The 16,958-nt window shown below is 73.3% G+C and carries 12 protein-coding genes; 8 read left to right on the top strand and 4 right to left on the bottom strand.

Annotated features, from left to right (window positions below):
• The first annotated feature begins 345 nt into the window (after window positions 1–345).
• From V1J52_RS12450 to V1J52_RS12440, 3 genes are all read left to right on the top strand, one after another.
• Window positions 346–3,288: a glycoside hydrolase family 48 protein gene (locus V1J52_RS12450; RefSeq protein ID WP_330139787.1), complete on the top strand. Its 2,943-nt coding sequence runs from the start codon at window positions 346–348 to the stop codon at window positions 3,286–3,288.
• A 227-nt stretch (window positions 3,289–3,515) separates the two neighbouring features.
• Window positions 3,516–5,150 carry a cytochrome bc1 complex cytochrome b subunit gene (qcrB, locus tag V1J52_RS12445; protein ID WP_330139786.1) on the top strand — a complete coding sequence of 545 codons (1,635 nt, stop codon included), beginning with the start codon at window positions 3,516–3,518 and terminating at the stop codon, window positions 5,148–5,150.
• Window positions 5,151–5,244: 94 nt separating this feature from the next.
• Window positions 5,245–5,769 carry a DUF1360 domain-containing protein gene (locus V1J52_RS12440; protein WP_330139785.1) on the top strand — a complete coding sequence of 175 codons (525 nt, stop codon included), beginning with the start codon at window positions 5,245–5,247 and terminating at the stop codon, window positions 5,767–5,769.
• Window positions 5,770–5,814: 45 nt separating this feature from the next.
• Here V1J52_RS12440 and ctaF read toward each other — a convergent pair whose 3' ends face one another.
• Window positions 5,815–6,213 carry an aa3-type cytochrome oxidase subunit IV gene (gene ctaF, locus V1J52_RS12435; protein WP_330139784.1) on the bottom strand — a complete coding sequence of 133 codons (399 nt, stop codon included), beginning with the start codon at window positions 6,211–6,213 and terminating at the stop codon, window positions 5,815–5,817.
• The gene (gene ctaD, locus V1J52_RS12430) at window positions 6,210–7,901 is read right to left on the bottom strand and encodes an aa3-type cytochrome oxidase subunit I (RefSeq protein ID WP_330139783.1); all 1,692 of its coding nucleotides are present in this window, start codon (window positions 7,899–7,901) and stop codon (window positions 6,210–6,212) included. Before ctaD ends, ctaF begins: the two co-directional genes overlap by 4 nt.
• Window positions 7,902–8,177: 276 nt before the next feature.
• Between ctaD and V1J52_RS12425 the strand changes: the two genes are divergently transcribed.
• Entirely contained in the window at window positions 8,178–9,977 is a 1,800-nt protein-coding gene (locus V1J52_RS12425; protein ID WP_330139782.1) for a thiamine pyrophosphate-requiring protein, read from the top strand.
• Window positions 9,978–10,102: 125 nt separating this feature from the next.
• Here the strand turns inward: V1J52_RS12425 and V1J52_RS12420 are convergent, their stop codons facing one another.
• Complete coding sequence (locus tag V1J52_RS12420) at window positions 10,103–11,158, bottom strand: glucose 1-dehydrogenase (protein ID WP_330139781.1); 1,056 nt, start codon at window positions 11,156–11,158, stop codon at window positions 10,103–10,105.
• Window positions 11,159–11,301: 143 nt separating this feature from the next.
• Here V1J52_RS12420 and V1J52_RS12415 point away from each other — a divergent pair, with 143 nt between their 5' ends.
• On the top strand, window positions 11,302–12,171 hold the full coding sequence (locus V1J52_RS12415) for a DUF4429 domain-containing protein (protein ID WP_330139780.1): 870 nt from the start codon (window positions 11,302–11,304) through the stop codon (window positions 12,169–12,171).
• A gap of 279 nt (window positions 12,172–12,450) precedes the next feature.
• Window positions 12,451–13,635 (top strand): acyl-CoA dehydrogenase family protein, encoded by a 1,185-nt coding sequence (locus V1J52_RS12410; protein WP_330139778.1) that lies wholly within the window; start codon window positions 12,451–12,453, stop codon window positions 13,633–13,635.
• A 66-nt stretch (window positions 13,636–13,701) separates the two neighbouring features.
• Here the strand turns inward: V1J52_RS12410 and V1J52_RS12405 are convergent, their stop codons facing one another.
• Window positions 13,702–14,100: a hypothetical protein gene (locus tag V1J52_RS12405; protein WP_330139777.1), complete on the bottom strand. Its 399-nt coding sequence runs from the start codon at window positions 14,098–14,100 to the stop codon at window positions 13,702–13,704.
• A gap of 215 nt (window positions 14,101–14,315) precedes the next feature.
• On the opposite strand from V1J52_RS12405, the gene V1J52_RS12400 reads away from it, so the two are divergent.
• Entirely contained in the window at window positions 14,316–14,756 is a 441-nt protein-coding gene (locus V1J52_RS12400) for an Lrp/AsnC family transcriptional regulator (RefSeq protein ID WP_330139775.1), read from the top strand.
• A 58-nt stretch (window positions 14,757–14,814) separates the two neighbouring features.
• Window positions 14,815–16,455: an amidohydrolase gene (locus V1J52_RS12395; RefSeq protein ID WP_330139774.1), complete on the top strand. Its 1,641-nt coding sequence runs from the start codon at window positions 14,815–14,817 to the stop codon at window positions 16,453–16,455.
• Window positions 16,456–16,958 lie beyond the last annotated feature (503 nt).

The raw sequence follows: 16,958 nt of genomic DNA, 5'->3' as shown, positions 1-16,958 counted from the left end.
CCTGGAGCGGGACGAGGGTGCCGACGGCCCGAGCTGGTGCTCCGGCGCGCCGCGGGGCCTCCCGGCACGGGTGGCCGGAACGGAGGGGGGAACCGTCCGGGCGGTGGGTGTGTGGAAGCGCTCCCATGAGCTTGTTCAGACGTTAGCGCCACGTTGTCGCTCCGCGCCAGGTGCGCGTCGAAGAAATCAAGGAAGCCCGGGCCTCGTCCGGGGCGTGCACGCATCTTGACAGCGTGTAATGCGTGGCCGAAACATGGGAGCGCTCCCATTTCATCGCTCCTTCACGACACGTCTTGTTGTCGTGTCCACCTCAGTTTTTCGAGCCGTCGAGGAGAGTGCTCACCCATGCACACCGGAAGAGGATCACCCCCGCGCAGGGGCGCCCCACGGGCCAGGGCGCTGGCCGCCGGGCTGGCCGCGGCCCTGTGCCTGCCGCTGGCGGGAGCGGCCACCGCCCAGGGGGCGGACGCGCCCGCCGCGGCGGCGGTGCAGTGCAGCGTCGACTACAGCACCAACGACTGGGGCTCGGGGTTCACCGCCCAGGTCGCCGTCACCAACCGGGGCAGCGCCGTCCTCGACGGCTGGACGCTGACCTACGACTACACCGGCAACCAGCGGCTGTCCCAGGGCTGGAACGGCGTCTGGACGCAGTCGGGCACGACCGTCACCGTCAAGAACGCCTCGTACAACGCCAGGATCGCGCCGAACGCCTCCGTCAGCAGCGGGGCGAACTTCACCTACAGTGGCACGAACGAGGCACCGACGTCCTTCTCGGTCAACGGCACCCCCTGCCGGGGCGCCCACCAGCCGCCGGTGACCGTCCTGACCAGCCCCGAGCCGGGGGCGGTGTTCACCGCGGGTGACACCATCCCGATGGCCGCCACGGCGGCCGCGGCCGACGGTGCGACCATCACGAAGGTCGAGTTCTACCACGACACCGAACTGCTGGGCACCGACACCACGGCGCCGTTCGAGCACGACTTCGAGGACGTCCCGGCCGGTGACTACTCGCTGTTCGCCATGGCCTACGACAGCCAGGGCGCCTCGGCCGAGTCCACGCCCGCGGGCGTCCAGGTCGTCTCCGGGCCCGCCGTCGTCGCCACCCCGGGCCAGCTCGGAGTGCGGCAGGGCGAGACGGCGGACTTCGCCGTGGCCCTGTCCACGCGGCCGTCGCAGGAGGTGACCGTCACCACGGCCCGCACCTCCGGCAACGCGGGACTGACGGTCTCCTCTGGCGCGGAGCTGACGTTCACGCCGGACAACTGGAACACCGCGCAGGACGTGACCGTCGCCGCCGACACGGAGGGGGAGGGCGCGGCCGTGTTCACGGTCAGCGCTCCCGGCCACCGCGAGGCGGAGGTCACCGTCACGCAGCTGGGTGAGGCAGGGGAGTACGACGAGCGCTTCCTCTCCCTCTACAACAAGATCACCAACCCGGCCTCCGGTTACTTCTCGCCCGAGGGCATCCCGTACCACTCGGTGGAGACGCTGATCGTCGAGGCGCCGGACCACGGCCACGAGACGACGTCGGAGGCGTACAGCTACCTGATCTGGCTCCAGGCCATGTACGGGAAGATCACCGGCGAGTGGGACCGGTTCAACGAGTCCTGGGAGATCATGGAGACGTACATGATCCCCACCGCGCAGGACCAGTCGACGAACAGCTTCTACAACCCGTCGGCACCGGCCACCTACGCCTCCGAGTGGGACGAGCCCGCGCAGTACCCCTCCGAGCTGAACGCGGGGGCACCCGTCGGGACCGACCCGCTGGCCGACGAGCTGAGCCGCACCTACGGCACGGACGACATCTACGGCATGCACTGGCTGCAGGACGTGGACAACGTCTACGGCTTCGGCAACGCGCCGGGCAAGTGCCAGGCCGGTCCGGACGACGAGGGACCGTCCTACATCAACACCTTCCAGCGCGGACCGCAGGAGTCCGTGTGGGAGACGGTGCCGCACCCCACCTGCGACAACTTCACCTACGGCGGTGCGAACGGCTTCCTCGACCTGTTCACCAAGGACGCCTCCTACGCCAAGCAGTGGAAGTTCACCAACGCCCCCGACGCCGACGCGCGCGCCGTCCAGGCCGCCTACTGGGCGGACAACTGGGCCAAGGAGCAGGGCAAGGGCGGCGAGGTCGCCGAGGTCGTCGAGAAGGCGGCCAAGATGGGCGACTACCTGCGCTACGCCCTGTTCGACAAGTACTTCAAGAAGGTCGGCAACTGCGTCGGGCCCACCGCCTGTCCCGCGGGCTCCGGCAAGGACAGCGCGCACTACCTGCTGTCCTGGTACTACGCCTGGGGCGGCGCGACCGACTCCTCGGCGGGCTGGGCCTGGCGCATCGGCTCCAGCCACGCCCACGGCGGCTACCAGAACCCGATGGCGGCCTGGGCGCTGAGCAGCTACGCCCCGCTCAAGCCCGAGTCGGCCACCGGCCAGGAGGACTGGGCCATCAGCACCGAGCGGCAGATCGAGTTCTACCGCTGGCTCCAGTCGGACGAGGGCGCCATCGCGGGCGGCGCCACGAACAGCTGGCGGGGCCGGTACGCCCAGCCGCCGGCCGGCACGCCGACGTTCTACGGCATGTACTACGACGAGGCGCCCGTCTACCACGACCCGCCGTCGAACCAGTGGTTCGGCTTCCAGGCGTGGTCGATGGAGCGCGTCGCCGAGTACTACCACGCCACCGGCGACCCGATGGCCGAGGACGTCGTCTCCAAGTGGGCCGAGTGGGCCATGTCGGAGACCACCATCAACCCGGACGGCACCTTCCTGATCCCCGCGACGATGGAGTGGACCGGCGCCCCCGACACCTGGAACCCGGACGCCCCGGGTGCCAACGACGGCCTGCACGTGGACGTCGTGGACTACGGCAACGACGTCGGCGTGGCCGGCGCCTACGCCAGGACGCTGGCCTACTACGCGGCCAAGTCCGGTGACACCGCGGCCAGGGACATGGCCAGGGACCTGCTCGACGGGATGTGGGACAACCACCAGGACCCGATCGGCGTGGCCGTGCCCGAGACCCGCGGTGACTACGAGCGGTTCGACCAGGAGGTCTACGTGCCCAGCGGCTGGAGCGGCACCATGCCGAACGGCGACGTGATCGACGAGGACGCCACGTTCGCCTCCATCCGCGGCTTCTACCAGGACGACCCGGCCTGGCCCAAGATCGAGGAGTACCTGAACGGCGGCGCCGTGCCGACGTTCACGTACCACCGCTTCTGGGCCCAGGCGGACATCGCCCTGGCGCTGGGCGCCTACGCGGACCTCTTCGAGGAGTAGGGCCGCCGGCACCACGGAGCTGAAGGGAGCACAGCACGACCAGCACGACCAGCACGGCCCGGGGCCCGGCGGCGCAGCAGCCGCCGGGCCCCGGCGCGCCGCGCCCCCGTCCGCGCGACCGGCACGTTTGACACCGGCCGCCCCGGGAACCGGTCAGCCCTCAGCGATTCCCGGGCCCGTGCCGCGCTCGGGGCGCACGCGCGTGCAGGGACGGAGTGGGAGCGCTGGTGTTGCCGTCGCGGAAGAAGGCGAGATGCGAGGAGCGGACCCGGCAGGCGGCGTTGCGGGGCTTCGACGCGCTTGATGCCCGGCTGCCGCTCGCCGAGGGGGCCCGGCACACCGTCCGCAAGGCGTTCCCGGGCCACTGGTCCTTCCTGCTGGGGGAGCTGGCGCTCTACAGCTTCGCCGTCCTGCTCCTGACCGGCGTCTTCCTCACCCTGTTCTTCAAGCCCAGCATGGCGGAGGTCGTCTACGAGGGCGGCTACGCGCCGCTGCGCGGCGTCCTGGTGTCCGAGGCGTACGCCTCGACCCTGGACATCAGCTTCGACGTGCGCGGCGGGTTGCTGATCCGTCAGATGCACCACTGGGCCGCACTGCTCTTCCTCGCGTCCATCGCCCTGCACCTGCTGCGCGTCTTCTTCACCGGCGCCTTCCGCAAGCCCCGGGAGGTCAACTGGATGGTGGGCGTCACCCTCTTCCTCCTGGCCCTCCTGGAGGGCTTCAGCGGCTACTCCCTGCCGGACGACCTGCTCTCCGGCACGGGGCTGCGCACCGCCCAGGGCATCGTGCAGTCCGTGCCGGTGGCGGGCACCTACCTGAGCTTCCTCGCGTTCGGCGGGGAGTACCCCGGGGACGCGATCATCCCCCGGCTGTTCACCGCGCACGTCCTGCTGGTGCCCGGCGTCCTGCTGGCCCTGGTGACGCTGCACCTGCTGCTCGTCTTCCGGCTCAAGCACACCCAGTGGGCGCGGCCGGGGCGGACGAACCGCAACGTCGTCGGCGAGCCGATGGTCCCGCACTTCGCGGCGAAGTCCGGCGGGCTGTTCCTCATGGTGTCCGGGGTGCTCGCCCTCTTCGGCGCCCTCGTCCAGATCAACCCCGTGTGGTCCTTCGGCCCCTACCGGCCCGACCAGGTCTCCACCTTCTCGCAGCCCGACTGGTACGTCGGCTTCCTGGAGGGCGCGCTGCGGCTGATGCCGCCCGTGGAGATCACCGCGTTCGGCCACACGCTGATGCTGAACGTCCTGGTGCCCGCCGTGCTGCTGCCCGGCGCGCTGTTCGCGGTGCTGTACCTCTACCCGTTCGCCGAGAAGTGGATCACCGGCGACGGTTCCGAGCACCACCTGTGCGACCGGCCCCGCGACCGGCCCGTCCGCACCGGTCTCGGGGCGGCCGGGATCACCTTCTACGCCGCGCTGTTCATGGCCGGCGGCAACGATCTCATCGCCTTCACCTTCGACGTCTCGCTGAACGCGCTCACCTGGACGTTCCGCACCGCGGTGCTGCTCGGGCCGTTCGCCGCCTTCATGATCACCAAGCGGCTCTGCCTCGCCCTCCAGGAACGCGACCGCGAGCGCCTGACGCACGGGGAGGAGACGGGCCGGGTGCGGCAGTCGCTGGAGGGCGGCTTCGAGGCGTCCCACACCCCGCTGCCTCGGGAGAAGCAGTACCCGATCCTGGTCCGCGACGTGCCGCCGCCCCTGGAGGACGGGCCCGGGAGGGGACGCCGGCGCGACCGGCTGCGGCGCTCGCTGAACCGCTGGTCCCACCGGTCCCGCGTCGAGATGCCGGCCACGTCCGCCGAACGCCGGGAGATCGCCGCCCGGACGGCCCCGCCGGCGCGGCCGGACGAGGAGGACTGACCGGGTTTCCGGCACCGGCCGGGGGACAACCGTGCAGGGGGCGGCGGAGTCCGCCCGCGCCATGACGATGACACGACCATCCGCGGGAGACACCATGCTGGAGAACATCGCCGAGACCGTGCGTGACCACGCGAAGGCCCACGCGGACGCCTACGCCGACGGCGCGGAGCGTCCGCTCGGCGGCTACCTCAAGGCCATGGGCGTCTTTGGCGCCTCGGTGGCCGGGCTGGCCCTGGTGGCGGGCAAGGCGGGCCGGGAGTGGCCGCAGCTGCCGGTCAAGGACATCGTGCTGCTCACCGTGGCGACGCACAAGCTCTCCCGGATCATCGCCAAGGACCCGATCGCCAGTCCCCTCCGGGCGCCCTTCACCCGCTACCGGGGCACCAGCGCGCCGTCGGAACTGGCCGAGGAGGTCCGCGGCCGCGGCGCGGCCCACACCGTGGGCGAACTGGTGACGTGCCCCTTCTGCCTCGCGCCGTGGATCGCCACCGCGCTGCTGGGGCTCCACGCGCTCGCCCCCCGGGCGGCCCGCACGTGCTGCACCGGGCTGGCGGCCGTCGCGGGCTCCGACGGCCTCCAGTACGCCTACGCCGCCGCCCAGCAGGCCGAGCAGCACTGACGGAGCGCCGTGCGCGGACGCCTCCGGGCCCGCGCACGGCAGCCGTCAGCCGGGCCGGTCGGTGCCGTCCGGGTACTGGAAGGCGAAACCGAAGACGCCCGCGGCCAGCACCACGAAGCCGATGAGGAGCAGCCACAGGCCGTAGACCACCCCGAGGGCGAGCACCGTGAAACCGGCGGCGGTGATCACCGGCCACGGACTGTGCGGCGGGAAGAAGTCCAGGGGGCCGGCCCGCTCGGCGATCTCGCCCTCGCGCCGGTCCTCCGGGCGCTTCCCGCGCCTGCGGTACTGCGTTCCGAGGAAGAACGCGACGAGCGAGGCCATCAGCACGGCGATCACCACGATGGCGCTGCCCGCCGGGTCCTGCGCGTACAGCAGGTAGGGCACCGAGATGACCGCGAAGAACGCCGCGACCCCGGCGAAGTACAGCGCTTCCGTCCTCACCGGAGCTCCTTGCGGGACGAGGTGGTCAGCGGGTGGTTCAGGGCGAAGGCGGGATCGTTGGAGCGGATGCGCGGGAGGGTGACGAAGTTGTGGCGCGGCGGCGGGCAGGAGGTGGCCCACTCCAGCGACCGCCCGTAGCCCCAGGGGTCGTCCTCCCGCACCCGTTCGGCGTGCTGGCTGCTCCACCACACGTTGTAGAGGAACACCAGTGTGGAGACGCCCAGCAGGAACGCGCCCACCGAGGAGATGACGTTGAGCGTGGTGAAGCCGTCCGCCGCCAGGTAGTCGGCGTAACGGCGCGGCATGCCCTGCTGCCCCAGCCAGTGCTGCACGAGGAAGGTGGTCTGGAAGCCCACCAGCGTCAGCCAGAAGTGCACCTTGCCCAGGCGCTCGTTGATCATCCGGCCGGTGAACTTGGGCCACCAGAAGTAGAACCCGCCGAACATGGCGAACACGACCGTGCCGAAGAGCACGTAGTGCAGGTGGGCCACGACGAAGTAGCTGTCCGTCATGTGGAAGTCCAGCGGCGGCGAGGCGACGAGGACGCCGCTGAGGCCGCCCAGCAGGAAGGTCACCAGGAAACCGACGGACCACAGCATCGGTGTCTCGAAACTGAGCGAGCCCCGCCACATCGTGCCGATCCAGTTGAAGAACTTCACGCCCGTCGGCACGGCGATGAGGAAGGACATCAGCGAGAAGAACGGCAGCAGCACCGCGCCGGTGGCGAACATGTGGTGCGCCCAGACGACGGCCGACAGCATCGTGATGGCGATGGTCGCGCCGACCAGTCCCAGGTAGCCGAAGATGGGTTTGCGGCTGAACACCGGGATGATCTCCGTGACGATGCCGAAGAACGGCAGGGCCACGATGTACACCTCGGGGTGGCCGAAGAACCAGAACAGGTGCTGCCACAGGATCGCGCCGCCGTTGGCCGCGTCGAAGACGTGCGCGCCGAACTTCCGGTCGGCCTCCAGCGCCAGCAGGGCGGCCGTCAGCACCGGGAAGGCCAGCAGGGCCAGGATCGAGGTGAACAGCACGTTCCAGGTGAACAGCGGCATCCGGAACATGGTCATGCCCGGAGCCCGCAGGCAGATGATGGTCGTGATGAAGTTGACCGCCCCGAGGATCGTGCTGGTGCCGGCGACGACCAGCCCCATCGTCCACAGGTCGGCGCCCGTGCCCGGGGAGAACTCCTTGCCGTTCAGCGGCGCGTAGGCGAACCAGCCGAAGGACGCCGCGCCCCCCGGAGTGAGGAACCCGGAGACCACCATGAGGCCGCCGAACAGGTACACCCAGTACGTGAAGGCGTTGAGCCGCGGGAAGGCCACGTCCGGCGCGCCGATCTGCAACGGCATGATCGCGTTGGCGAAGCCGGCGAACATCGGGGTGGCGAACAGCAGCATCATGATGGTGCCGTGGATGGTGACGAACTCGTTGTACCGGGCGGGGGAGGTGATCTGGAGGCCCGGCGCCGCGAGCTCCGCGCGCATCAGCAGCGCCAGCAGCCCCGCCAGGAGGAAGAAGCCGAACGCGGTGACCATGTACAGGTTGCCGATCACCTTGTGGTCGGTCGTGGTCAGCCAGCGCACCAGCTCAGGCCCCAGCCGTCTGCGTTCCCCCGTCCCCGCCTGCGGGGGCCCGGGGTGCGGCAGGGCCGGCACCTGCGCCCCGCCGTCCTGATCGGCCATCACACTCACTCCTCGTCAACGCGTGTCGTCCGGGCGGACGGGCGGTGGACGACTGACCACCCGCTCCGTGCCCCAACCCTGCGCTACCCGCCGCCCGCACCCCCCGGCGGCGCGCCGCACGTCCCCCTCAGCCGTCCGGGCGTACCGGTTCGGCCGACTACGGCCGCCCGCAGCGGGTACCCGGCTCCATCCGCCGCACGCCAACCCGGTTTCGGCGGCGCTGTGGCCGGTAACCCCGTCACCCGCCCGCCGGGGATCTTTGGAGGAGGAGTCAGGATGAGCCAGGTAGCCGACTACCTGCTGGAGCGCCTGCACGCCTGGGGAGTCGGCCGTGTCTACGGCTACCCGGGCGACGGCATCAACGGACTGCTGGGCGCCTTCGACCGGGCCCAGGGCAGGCCCGGGTTCGTCCAGGCGCGGCACGAGGAGACGGCCGCGTTCATGGCCTGCGGCCACGCGAAGTTCACCGGGGAGGTGGGCTGCTGCGTGGCCACCTCGGGCCCCGGCGCCATCCACCTGCTGAACGGCCTGTACGACGCCAAGCTGGACCACCAGCCGGTCGTCGCCGTCGTCGGGCAGCAGAAGCAGCTCTGCCTCGGCTCCCACTACCAGCAGGAAGTGGCGCTGGAGAACCTGTTCGCCGACGTCTCCGAGTTCTGCCAGATGGTCACCCACCCGGCGCAGCTCCGGCACGTCATCGACCGCGCCTTCAAGACCGCGCTGACGCGGCGCGGCGTGGCCACCATCATCATCCCCGAGGACGTCCAGGAGGCGGACGCCCAGCCCTCGCCGCCCAAGGAGCACGGCTCGGTGTTCTCCAGCGTCGGCTGGAGCCGCCCGCGGGTCCTGCCGGACGAGGACGAACTGCGCCGGGCGGCCGACGTGCTGAACGAGGGCCGGAAGGTCGCCATGCTGATCGGGCAGGGCGCCGCGAACGCCGTGGAGGAGGTCAAGGAGGTCGCGGAACTCCTCGGCGCCGGTGTGGCCAAGGCCCTGCTCGGCCGGGAGGTGCTGCCCGACGACATCCCCTGGGTCACCGGCCCGATCGGCCTGCTCGGCAGCCGGGCCAGCGACGAGATGATGCAGAACTGCGACACCCTCTTCATGATCGGCACCAGCTTCCCCTACGCGGAGTGGCTGCCGGACGAGGGGCAGGCGCGCGGTGTGGAGATCGACATCGACGGCTGCATGATCGGCATGCGCTACCCGATGGACGCGCACCTGGTCGGGGACGCGAAGGAGACCCTGCGCGCCCTCGCCCCGCTGCTGCACCGCAAGGAGGACCGCGGCTGGCGCAAGCAGATCGAGAAGGACGTCCAGGAGTGGGACCGCATCTGCGAACGGCGCGCGCAGCAGCACTTCGACGGCACCATCAACCCGCAGGCCGTCGCCGCCGAACTGTCCCCGCGGCTGCCCGACGGGGCGATCGTCACCGCCGACTCCGGCTCGGGCACCAACTGGTGGGCCCGGCACCTCAAGCTGCGCGAGGGCATGCGGGCGTCGCTGTCCGGCACGCTGGCCACGATGGGCCCGGGCGTGCCGTACGCCATCGCCGCCCGGTTCGCCTACCCCGACCTCCCGGTGGTCGCCATCGTCGGGGACGGCGCGTTCCAGATGAACGGCATGAACGAGATGATCACCGTCAAGCGGTACGCGGACCGCATGGCCACGGGCGCGCCCCTGGTCTTCTGCGTGCTGAACAACCAGGACCTCAACCAGGTCACCTGGGAGCAGCGCGCCATGGGCGGTGACCCGAAGTACCCCGGCTCCCAGGACATCCCCGACGTCCCCTACGCCGCCTACGCCGAGCTGCTCGGGCTCAAGGGCATCCGGTGCGAGTCGCCCGAGGAGGTCGGCGCCGCCTGGGACGAGGCACTGGCCAGCCGGGTCCCCGTCGTCCTGGAGTTCAAGGTGGACGCGGAGATCGCGCCCATGCCGCCGCACATCATGTTCGACCAGGGCAAGAAGGCCGCCAAGGCCGCCGTCCGCGACCCGCAGAAGACGGGCATCGCCGCGCGCGGCGTGCGGCAGAAGATGGCGGAGTTCGCCGAACGCCTCCCCGGCCGCGGCGACTGACGGCGCGGCGGTGGCGGTGACGCGGCCCCCGCCGGGTGAGGCGGCCGGCCCGGCGCCGGGCGTGCAGGCCGCCTCACCCGCCGCTCGCGTCACCGCCGCACGACGGGGGTGACGCGCCCCGGGGCTCAGCCCCGGGGTGTCAGCTCCAGAACGGTCTTCACCCCCTCGGGGTCCGGCTCGAACGCCTCGGCGAAGCGGTCCAGCGGGAGCCGTCGGGTGATCACGCGGTCCAGCCACTCCCGGTCTGCGGCGGCCAGCGCCCCGGCGGCGTCCGCGAAGTGCGTCCGGTTCGCGTTCACCGAGCCGACCACCGCCGAGTTCTCCAGCACCAGCTCCCGGTTCAGCGCCCCCGCGTCCAGCCGCAGGGTGCGCCCGGGGGAGACGCCGGTGAGGCACAGGACGCCGTACGCCTCCAGCCCGATCATGGCCTCGAAGGCGACAGCGGGCGCGCCCGTCGCCTCGATCACCACGTCCGGCCGCACCCGCCGCAGCACTTCCGCCGCGTCCGCGCTGTGGTAGGCGGCGCCCAGCAGCCGCACCAGCTCCGGCTTGGCGCCCCGCTCCACCTGGTCCAGGACGTGCACCTCCAGCCCCCGCTGCCGGCCCAGCAGCGCCGCGAGGAGACCGATCGGGCCCGCGCCCGTGACCAGGACCGAGCGCGGCTCGAACCACGCCCGCTCGCCGATCCGGGTGACCTGCTCCCACGCCTTGGCCACCACGCTCGCCGGCTCCGTGAGCACCCCGACGCGCTCCAGCGCCGGATCGACGCGCACGGCGTAGGCCGGGTCCACCGTCCAGGCGGTCGAGCCGAAGCCGTCGAGCTCCTTGATGCCGCGCTCGGTGTAGCGCCCGTTGCGGCACATGTCGAACTGCCCGCGCGCACACGCCCCGCACGGCTCCGGATCGGGGCGCCGCACCACCCCGGCCACCAGGTCGCCGGGGGCGAAGCCGCTGCCCGGCGGCGCCTCGCGCACCCGGCCCAGCGACTCGTGGCCGAGCACCAGGCGCTCCCGGCCCGGCGGCGCCGCGCCGTGCGCTCCGGAGACGATCTCCCGGTCGGTGCCGCACACGCCGAGGAGCAGCCCCTCGACCAGCAGCTCGCCGCCGGCCGGTTCGGGGTCGGCCAGCGTCTCCACGCGCATTGAGTTCTCTCGTCCCGGTGCCACGGTCAGGGCGTGCATCACCACTCCAGCGGATAGCAGGTCGCGTCAGGCGCCGGGGACGGACGCCGCGCCCGCCCCCGGTCCCGTCCACCGTTCCCGCAGCGCCCGGGCCCACACCCGCGAACCGTCGGTGCCCGCCTGGCGCCTGCGAGAATCACGGCATGGCGGAGATCACCCACAAGAGCGGCACCTGGAGCTTCGACGGTGACGGCGTGCGCGTCGTCCCCGGGAGTGACAAGGCCGTCCACGCCCTGCGGCAGGCGCTCGGCGAACTGACCGTCCCCCTCGCCGCGCTGGCCGGCGTCGCCTTCGAGCCGGGGCGCAGGACAGGACGGCTGAGGCTGAGGCTGCGCGAGGGCAGCGACCCGCTGCTCCAGGCCACCGGAGGCCGGCTGACGGACGCCGCCGACCCCTACCAGCTCACCGTGGACGCGGACCGCTCCGGCAGCGCCGAGTACCTGGTCGACGAGGTCCGCAACGCCCTCCTGCTCGAGCAGGTGCCCAGCGGGCCGGCCGAGCGCTACCTGCTCCCCGGACCCGCCGTCCCGCTGACGGTCGGCGCCGGGGACGGCACGGTGTCCTTCGACGGTGAACTGGTCCGGCTGGAGTGGAACTGGAAGACGGAGGAGGCCAAGAAGTCGGCCGGGCCCCGCACCCTCGCGCTGGCGGACCTGCGCGCGGTGGAGTGGCTGCCGTCGATCGGGCTGGAGAACGGGTACCTGCGCTTCGTGACCGCCGGGGCCACCGCGACGGCGCCGCCCAAGTACGACCCGCACGCGGTGGAGCTGTACGGCTTCCGCAAGGACCCGCTCATGGCACTCGTCGCCGCCGCGGTCACCGCCCGCCTGCCCCACCCGTTCACGCCGCCGGCGCAGGCCGCCGGGCCCGCGGCCCCGGGCCCGGCCGACGACGCGGACGGCCACGACGCGCTGCTGCGCCGCCTGCGGGAACTGGGGGAGCTGCACACCGCCGGCGTCCTGACGGCCGAGGAGTTCGCCGCCGCCAAGCAGGCCGTGCTGAGACGCTTCTGACCCTCCCGGCGCCCGCCCCCGGCGCGACGGGTCGGGCGCCCGCCCGCCCGCGCCCGCCCGCGCCCCCGCCGTCCGCGATGGCCGCGCGCAGGCCGAACGATGTCCGGACGGCGGTGACGCGGTGCCGCTCATCGGGCATACTCCAACCGTCACAGCCGCTGGTCAACGCCGTCCGAGACCCGGAGCGCACCAGCGGCCGGGGACCGACACGTACCCGGCGGCGCCGCCACACCCCGCGCGCCCGTCGCCGCAGCGCCCGACAGGGAGGAGAGCGTAGCGATGAGCGCAGCGACGTCCGACTACGGTCCGCGGCCGGTGGAGCGCCGGCTGCCCACCGAGGAGGCCAGGGACCTGCTGGCCCTGGTCCGCGAGCTGGCACAGCGCGAGATCAGGCCCGTCGCGGCGCGGGAGGAGGAGGCGGGGGGGTTCCCCCGCGAGACCTTCGCCCTGCTGTCCCGCTCCGGTCTGCTCGGCCTGCCCTATCCGGCCGAGTACGGCGGCGGCGACCAGCCGTACGAGGTCTACCTCCAGATGCTGGAGGAACTGGCCGCCGCGCGGCTGACCGTCGGCCTCGGCGTCAGCGTGCACTCCCTGGCCTGCCACGCGCTCGCGTCCTTCGGCACCAAGGAGCAGCGCACCGAGCACCTGCCCGCCATGCTGGGCGGCGGCCTGCTCGGCGCCTACGGCCTCTCCGAGCCCTCCGCCGGCTCGGACGCCGCCGCCCTGCGCACCCGCGCGGTCAGGGACGGCGACGACTGGGTCATCGACGGCTCGAAGGCGTGGATCACCCACGGCGGCATCGCCGACTTCTACACCGTGCTCGCCCGCACCGGCGGCGCCGGACCGCGCGGCATCACCGCCTTCCTCGTCCCCGCGGAGGCCGCGGGGCTGAGCGCCGCCGTGCCGGAGCGCAAGATGGGCATGAAGGGCTCGCCCACCGCCCAGGTGCACCTCGACGGTGTCCGCGTCCCGGACGGCAGGCGGATCGGGGACGAGGGCCAGGGCTTCGCCATCGCCCTCGCCGCCCTGGACGCCGGCCGGCTGGGCATCGCCGCCTGCGCCGTCGGGCTTGCGCAGGCGGCGCTGGACGAGGCGCTGGCGTACGCGGCCGGGCGTGAGCAGTTCGGCCGGCCCATCGCCGACTTCCAGGGCCTGAGGTTCCTGCTCGCCGACATGGCCACCCGCGTGGAGGCGGGGCGCGCGCTGTACCTGGCCGCCGCGCGCCGCCGGGACGACCGCCTGCCCTTCGCCCGTGAGGCGGCCATGGCGAAGCTGATGTGCACCGACACCGCCATGCAGGTGACCACCGACGCCGTCCAGGTCCTCGGCGGCTACGGCTACACGGCGGACTTCCCCGCCGAGCGGTACCTGCGGGAGGCCAAGATGCTCCAGATCGTCGAGGGCACCAACCAGATCCAGCGCGTCGTCATCGCCCGGCACCTCCTGGGCCCCGAGTCGCGCTGACCGGGGCGGAGCGCCGCCGGGCCGGGGGCGCGCCCGGCCCGGCGGCACGCCGCGGGCCGGGCCGGGTCAGCGGCGGGCGGGAGCCCTGCGCACCGGGCGCGAGCCGGGACCGCCCGCGTGCGAGAAGGGCTGGGTGCGCCAGTCGAGACCGGCCGGGAGCGTCAGCAGGGCCGCGGCGTCCTGCTCCTGCGGCTCGCCGTCCCCGGCGGGCCGGGCCGTCGCGGCCGCCCGGCCCGAGCCCTGGCAGACGGTCAGGCCGAACGGGTCCCACGGGGTGGGGCACAGCGCGTGCTCGGGCAGCGTCTCCTCGTCGGCCAGCAGCGCGATCGGCGCCGCGCAGTCCGGGCACAGCACCCGGTAGATCTCCAGAGATTCGTACAGGTCCTCGAACTCCGCGGTGTCCCAGGTGCCCTCGGCGGAGCCGGTGACCGGATCACTGGACTGGAGCGGCTTGGCAGTGCGCATGCATCCCCCTCGAACGGAATGGCCGGACGTCGTGGGAAGGTCTCGATCACATCTCGGCCACACCAAGCATTTCCCGGCGGCACCCGCACGTAATCGCCGGCACCCCCCTGAGCCGGGCGCGCCGGTGTGGCCTTGGTCACACACCGGTCCCCGGGGGCCCCTCGCCGGGACGCGCACTGTGCCGGAGTGCGCCGGGCACAGTAGGTTGACCCGTTGTGGAGGAGCTGGACCGGCAGATCGTGGAGTTGCTCGTCAAGGACGGGCGCATGAGCTACACCGACCTGGGCAAGGCCACCGGCCTGTCCACCTCGGCCGTGCACCAGCGCGTGCGCCGCCTGGAGCAGCGCGGAGTGATCCGCGGCTACGCGGCGATCGTGGACCCGGAGTCCGTGGGGCTGCCGCTCACGGCGTTCATCTCGGTGGCCCCCTTCGACCCGAGCGCCCCCGACGACATCGCCGAGCGGCTCGCCGACGTCCCGGAGATCGAGGCCTGCCACAGCGTCGCGGGGGACGAGAACTACATCCTCAAGGTGCGGGTGGGCACCCCCATCGAGCTGGAACACCTGCTCGCGCGCATCCGCACCCTCGCCGGAGTCTCCACCCGCACCACCGTCGTCCTGTCCACGCCGTACGAGGCGCGGCCCCCGAGCGTCTGACCTGCCCGGCGCGACCCCGGGCGCGCCCGGGCCCCGGGCAGGCGCGACACTGTCCCCCATGAGCGAGCGCACGACCGACCACGGCACCCCCGGCACCGTCCTGCTGCGCGGCGGCCAGGTGTACAGCCCCGCCGACCCGTTCGCCACCGCGATGGTCACCGAGGGCGGCAGCGTCGCGTGGGTCGGCTCGGAGGGCGCGGCCGCGTCCTTCGCCGACGGCGTGGACCACGTGGTGGACCTGGACGGCGCCCTGGTCACCCCCGCGTTCACGGACGCGCACGTGCACACCACGGCCACCGGCCTCGCGCTCACCGGCCTCGACCTCACCGGCACCGCGAGCCTGGCCGACGCGCTGGAGCGGGTCCGCGCCCACGCCGCCGCCCGCCCCGGCGACCGCGTCCTGCTGGGCCACGGCTGGGACGCCACCGCCTGGCCGGAGCGGCGGCCGCCCTCCCGCGCGGAGCTGGACGCCGCCACCGGCGGCCGGGCCCTCTACCTCACCCGGACCGACGTCCACTCCGCGCTGGCCACCACCGCGCTGCTGGAGCGCGTCACCGGCGTGCGCGACCTGCCGGGCTTCGCCGCCGACGCCCCGCTCACCGGGGCCGCCCACCACGCGGTGCGGGCCGCCGCCCACGCCGCCGTCACCCCCGCGCAGCGCGCCGCCGCGCAGCGCGCCGCCCGGAGCCGCGCCGCCGCACTCGGCATCGGCACGCTCCACGAGTGCGCGGGCCCCGACATCTCCAGCGCGGAGGACCTCACCGGGCTGCTCGCCCTGGCCGCCGCCGAGCGGGGACCGCGCGTCTTCGGCTACTGGGCGCAACCGGTGACCGGTGCGAAGGACGCCGGGCGGGTGCGCGAGATGGGCGCCGTCGGCGCGGCCGGCGACCTGTTCGCCGACGGCTCGCTCGGCTCCCACACCGCCCACCTGCACGCCCCGTACGCGGACGCCCCGCACACCGGCACCGCCCACCTGGACGCCGGCGCGGTGGCCGCCCACGTCACGGCCTGCACCGAGGCCGGGCTCCAGGCCGGGTTCCACGCCATCGGCGATGCCGCCCTGACCGCCGTCACCGAAGGGGTGCGCGCCGCCGCCGCGCAGCTCGGCACCGCACGCGTGCGGTCCCTGCGCCACCGCGTCGAGCACGCCGAGATGCTGAGCGGGGACCACATCGCCGCCTTCGCCGAGTTCGCGCTCATCGCCTCCGTCCAGCCCGCCTTCGACGCCGCCTGGGGCGGCGCGGACGGCATGTACGCCGAACGCCTGGGCGCGGAGCGGGCGGGCACGCTCAATCCGTTCGCCGCGCTGCTGCGGGCCGGGGTGCCGCTGGCCTTCGGCTCCGACAGCCCGGTCACCCCGCTCGGCCCCTGGGCCGCCGTCCGGGCCGCCGCCTTCCACCGGACGCCCGCGCACCGCGTCTCCGCACGGGCCGCCTTCACCGCCCACACCCGTGGCGGCTGGCGGGCGCTGGGCCGGGACGACGCGGGCGTCCTGGTCCCCGGGGCCCCCGCCGACTACGCCGTCTGGCGTGCCGGGGACCTCCTCGTGCAGGCCCCGGACACCCGTGTCGCCAGCTGGTCCACCGACCCGCGCTCCGGAACGCCGGGCCTGCCCGACCTCACGCCCGGCGGCGAGCTGCCCCGGTGCCTGCGGACCGTGGTGGACGGCCGCACCGTCCACGAGCGGCCGAACGAGTGATCCGGGCACGGCGGTAATCCCGGCCGATGCGGCCGGACGCCGCCGTGCGGCCCGGCCCGGGCGGCACTGACCTGCTGCTTCGGCGCCACGGGTCAGAGACGCGCAGAAGGCGCCGCTGTTGACAGGCGGCCGCCGGGGACGGGTAGGTTCGGCCGGGTCCACCACGGGACGTCCGGCCGAAGGGTCTTTGCGCAGTCGTCGAACGCCGCTGGGCCATGGGGTGGTGCGTCGCACCGGCACACCACCACTGGGAGCCAGGTCCAGCGCCCGCGGCACGGGGGCGGAGTGATCCGTCCGGCCGGCAGGTGCGACCCGGGTCGGGCCCGGACGCTCAGTAGACAACGGCTTTCGGTCGGTCCGCAGCCAGCGGGTCCCGGGCCGGCCCGAAGGGCGCCGGGCCCCGGCCCGTAGCCGGGAAGCCGCCCCGCGGCCCCGGCCACGGGCGTCCCACTCTGTTACCCGCCCGGCGTCCGCGACCGGCCCCCCGCGTTGTACGGTCACCT

The organism is Streptomyces solitudinis (genome assembly GCF_036323765.1).
Classification (GTDB): domain Bacteria; phylum Actinomycetota; class Actinomycetes; order Streptomycetales; family Streptomycetaceae; genus Streptomyces.
Note: the sequence above shows the minus strand (reverse complement) of the source record. Positions and strands in the feature narration are given on the sequence as shown.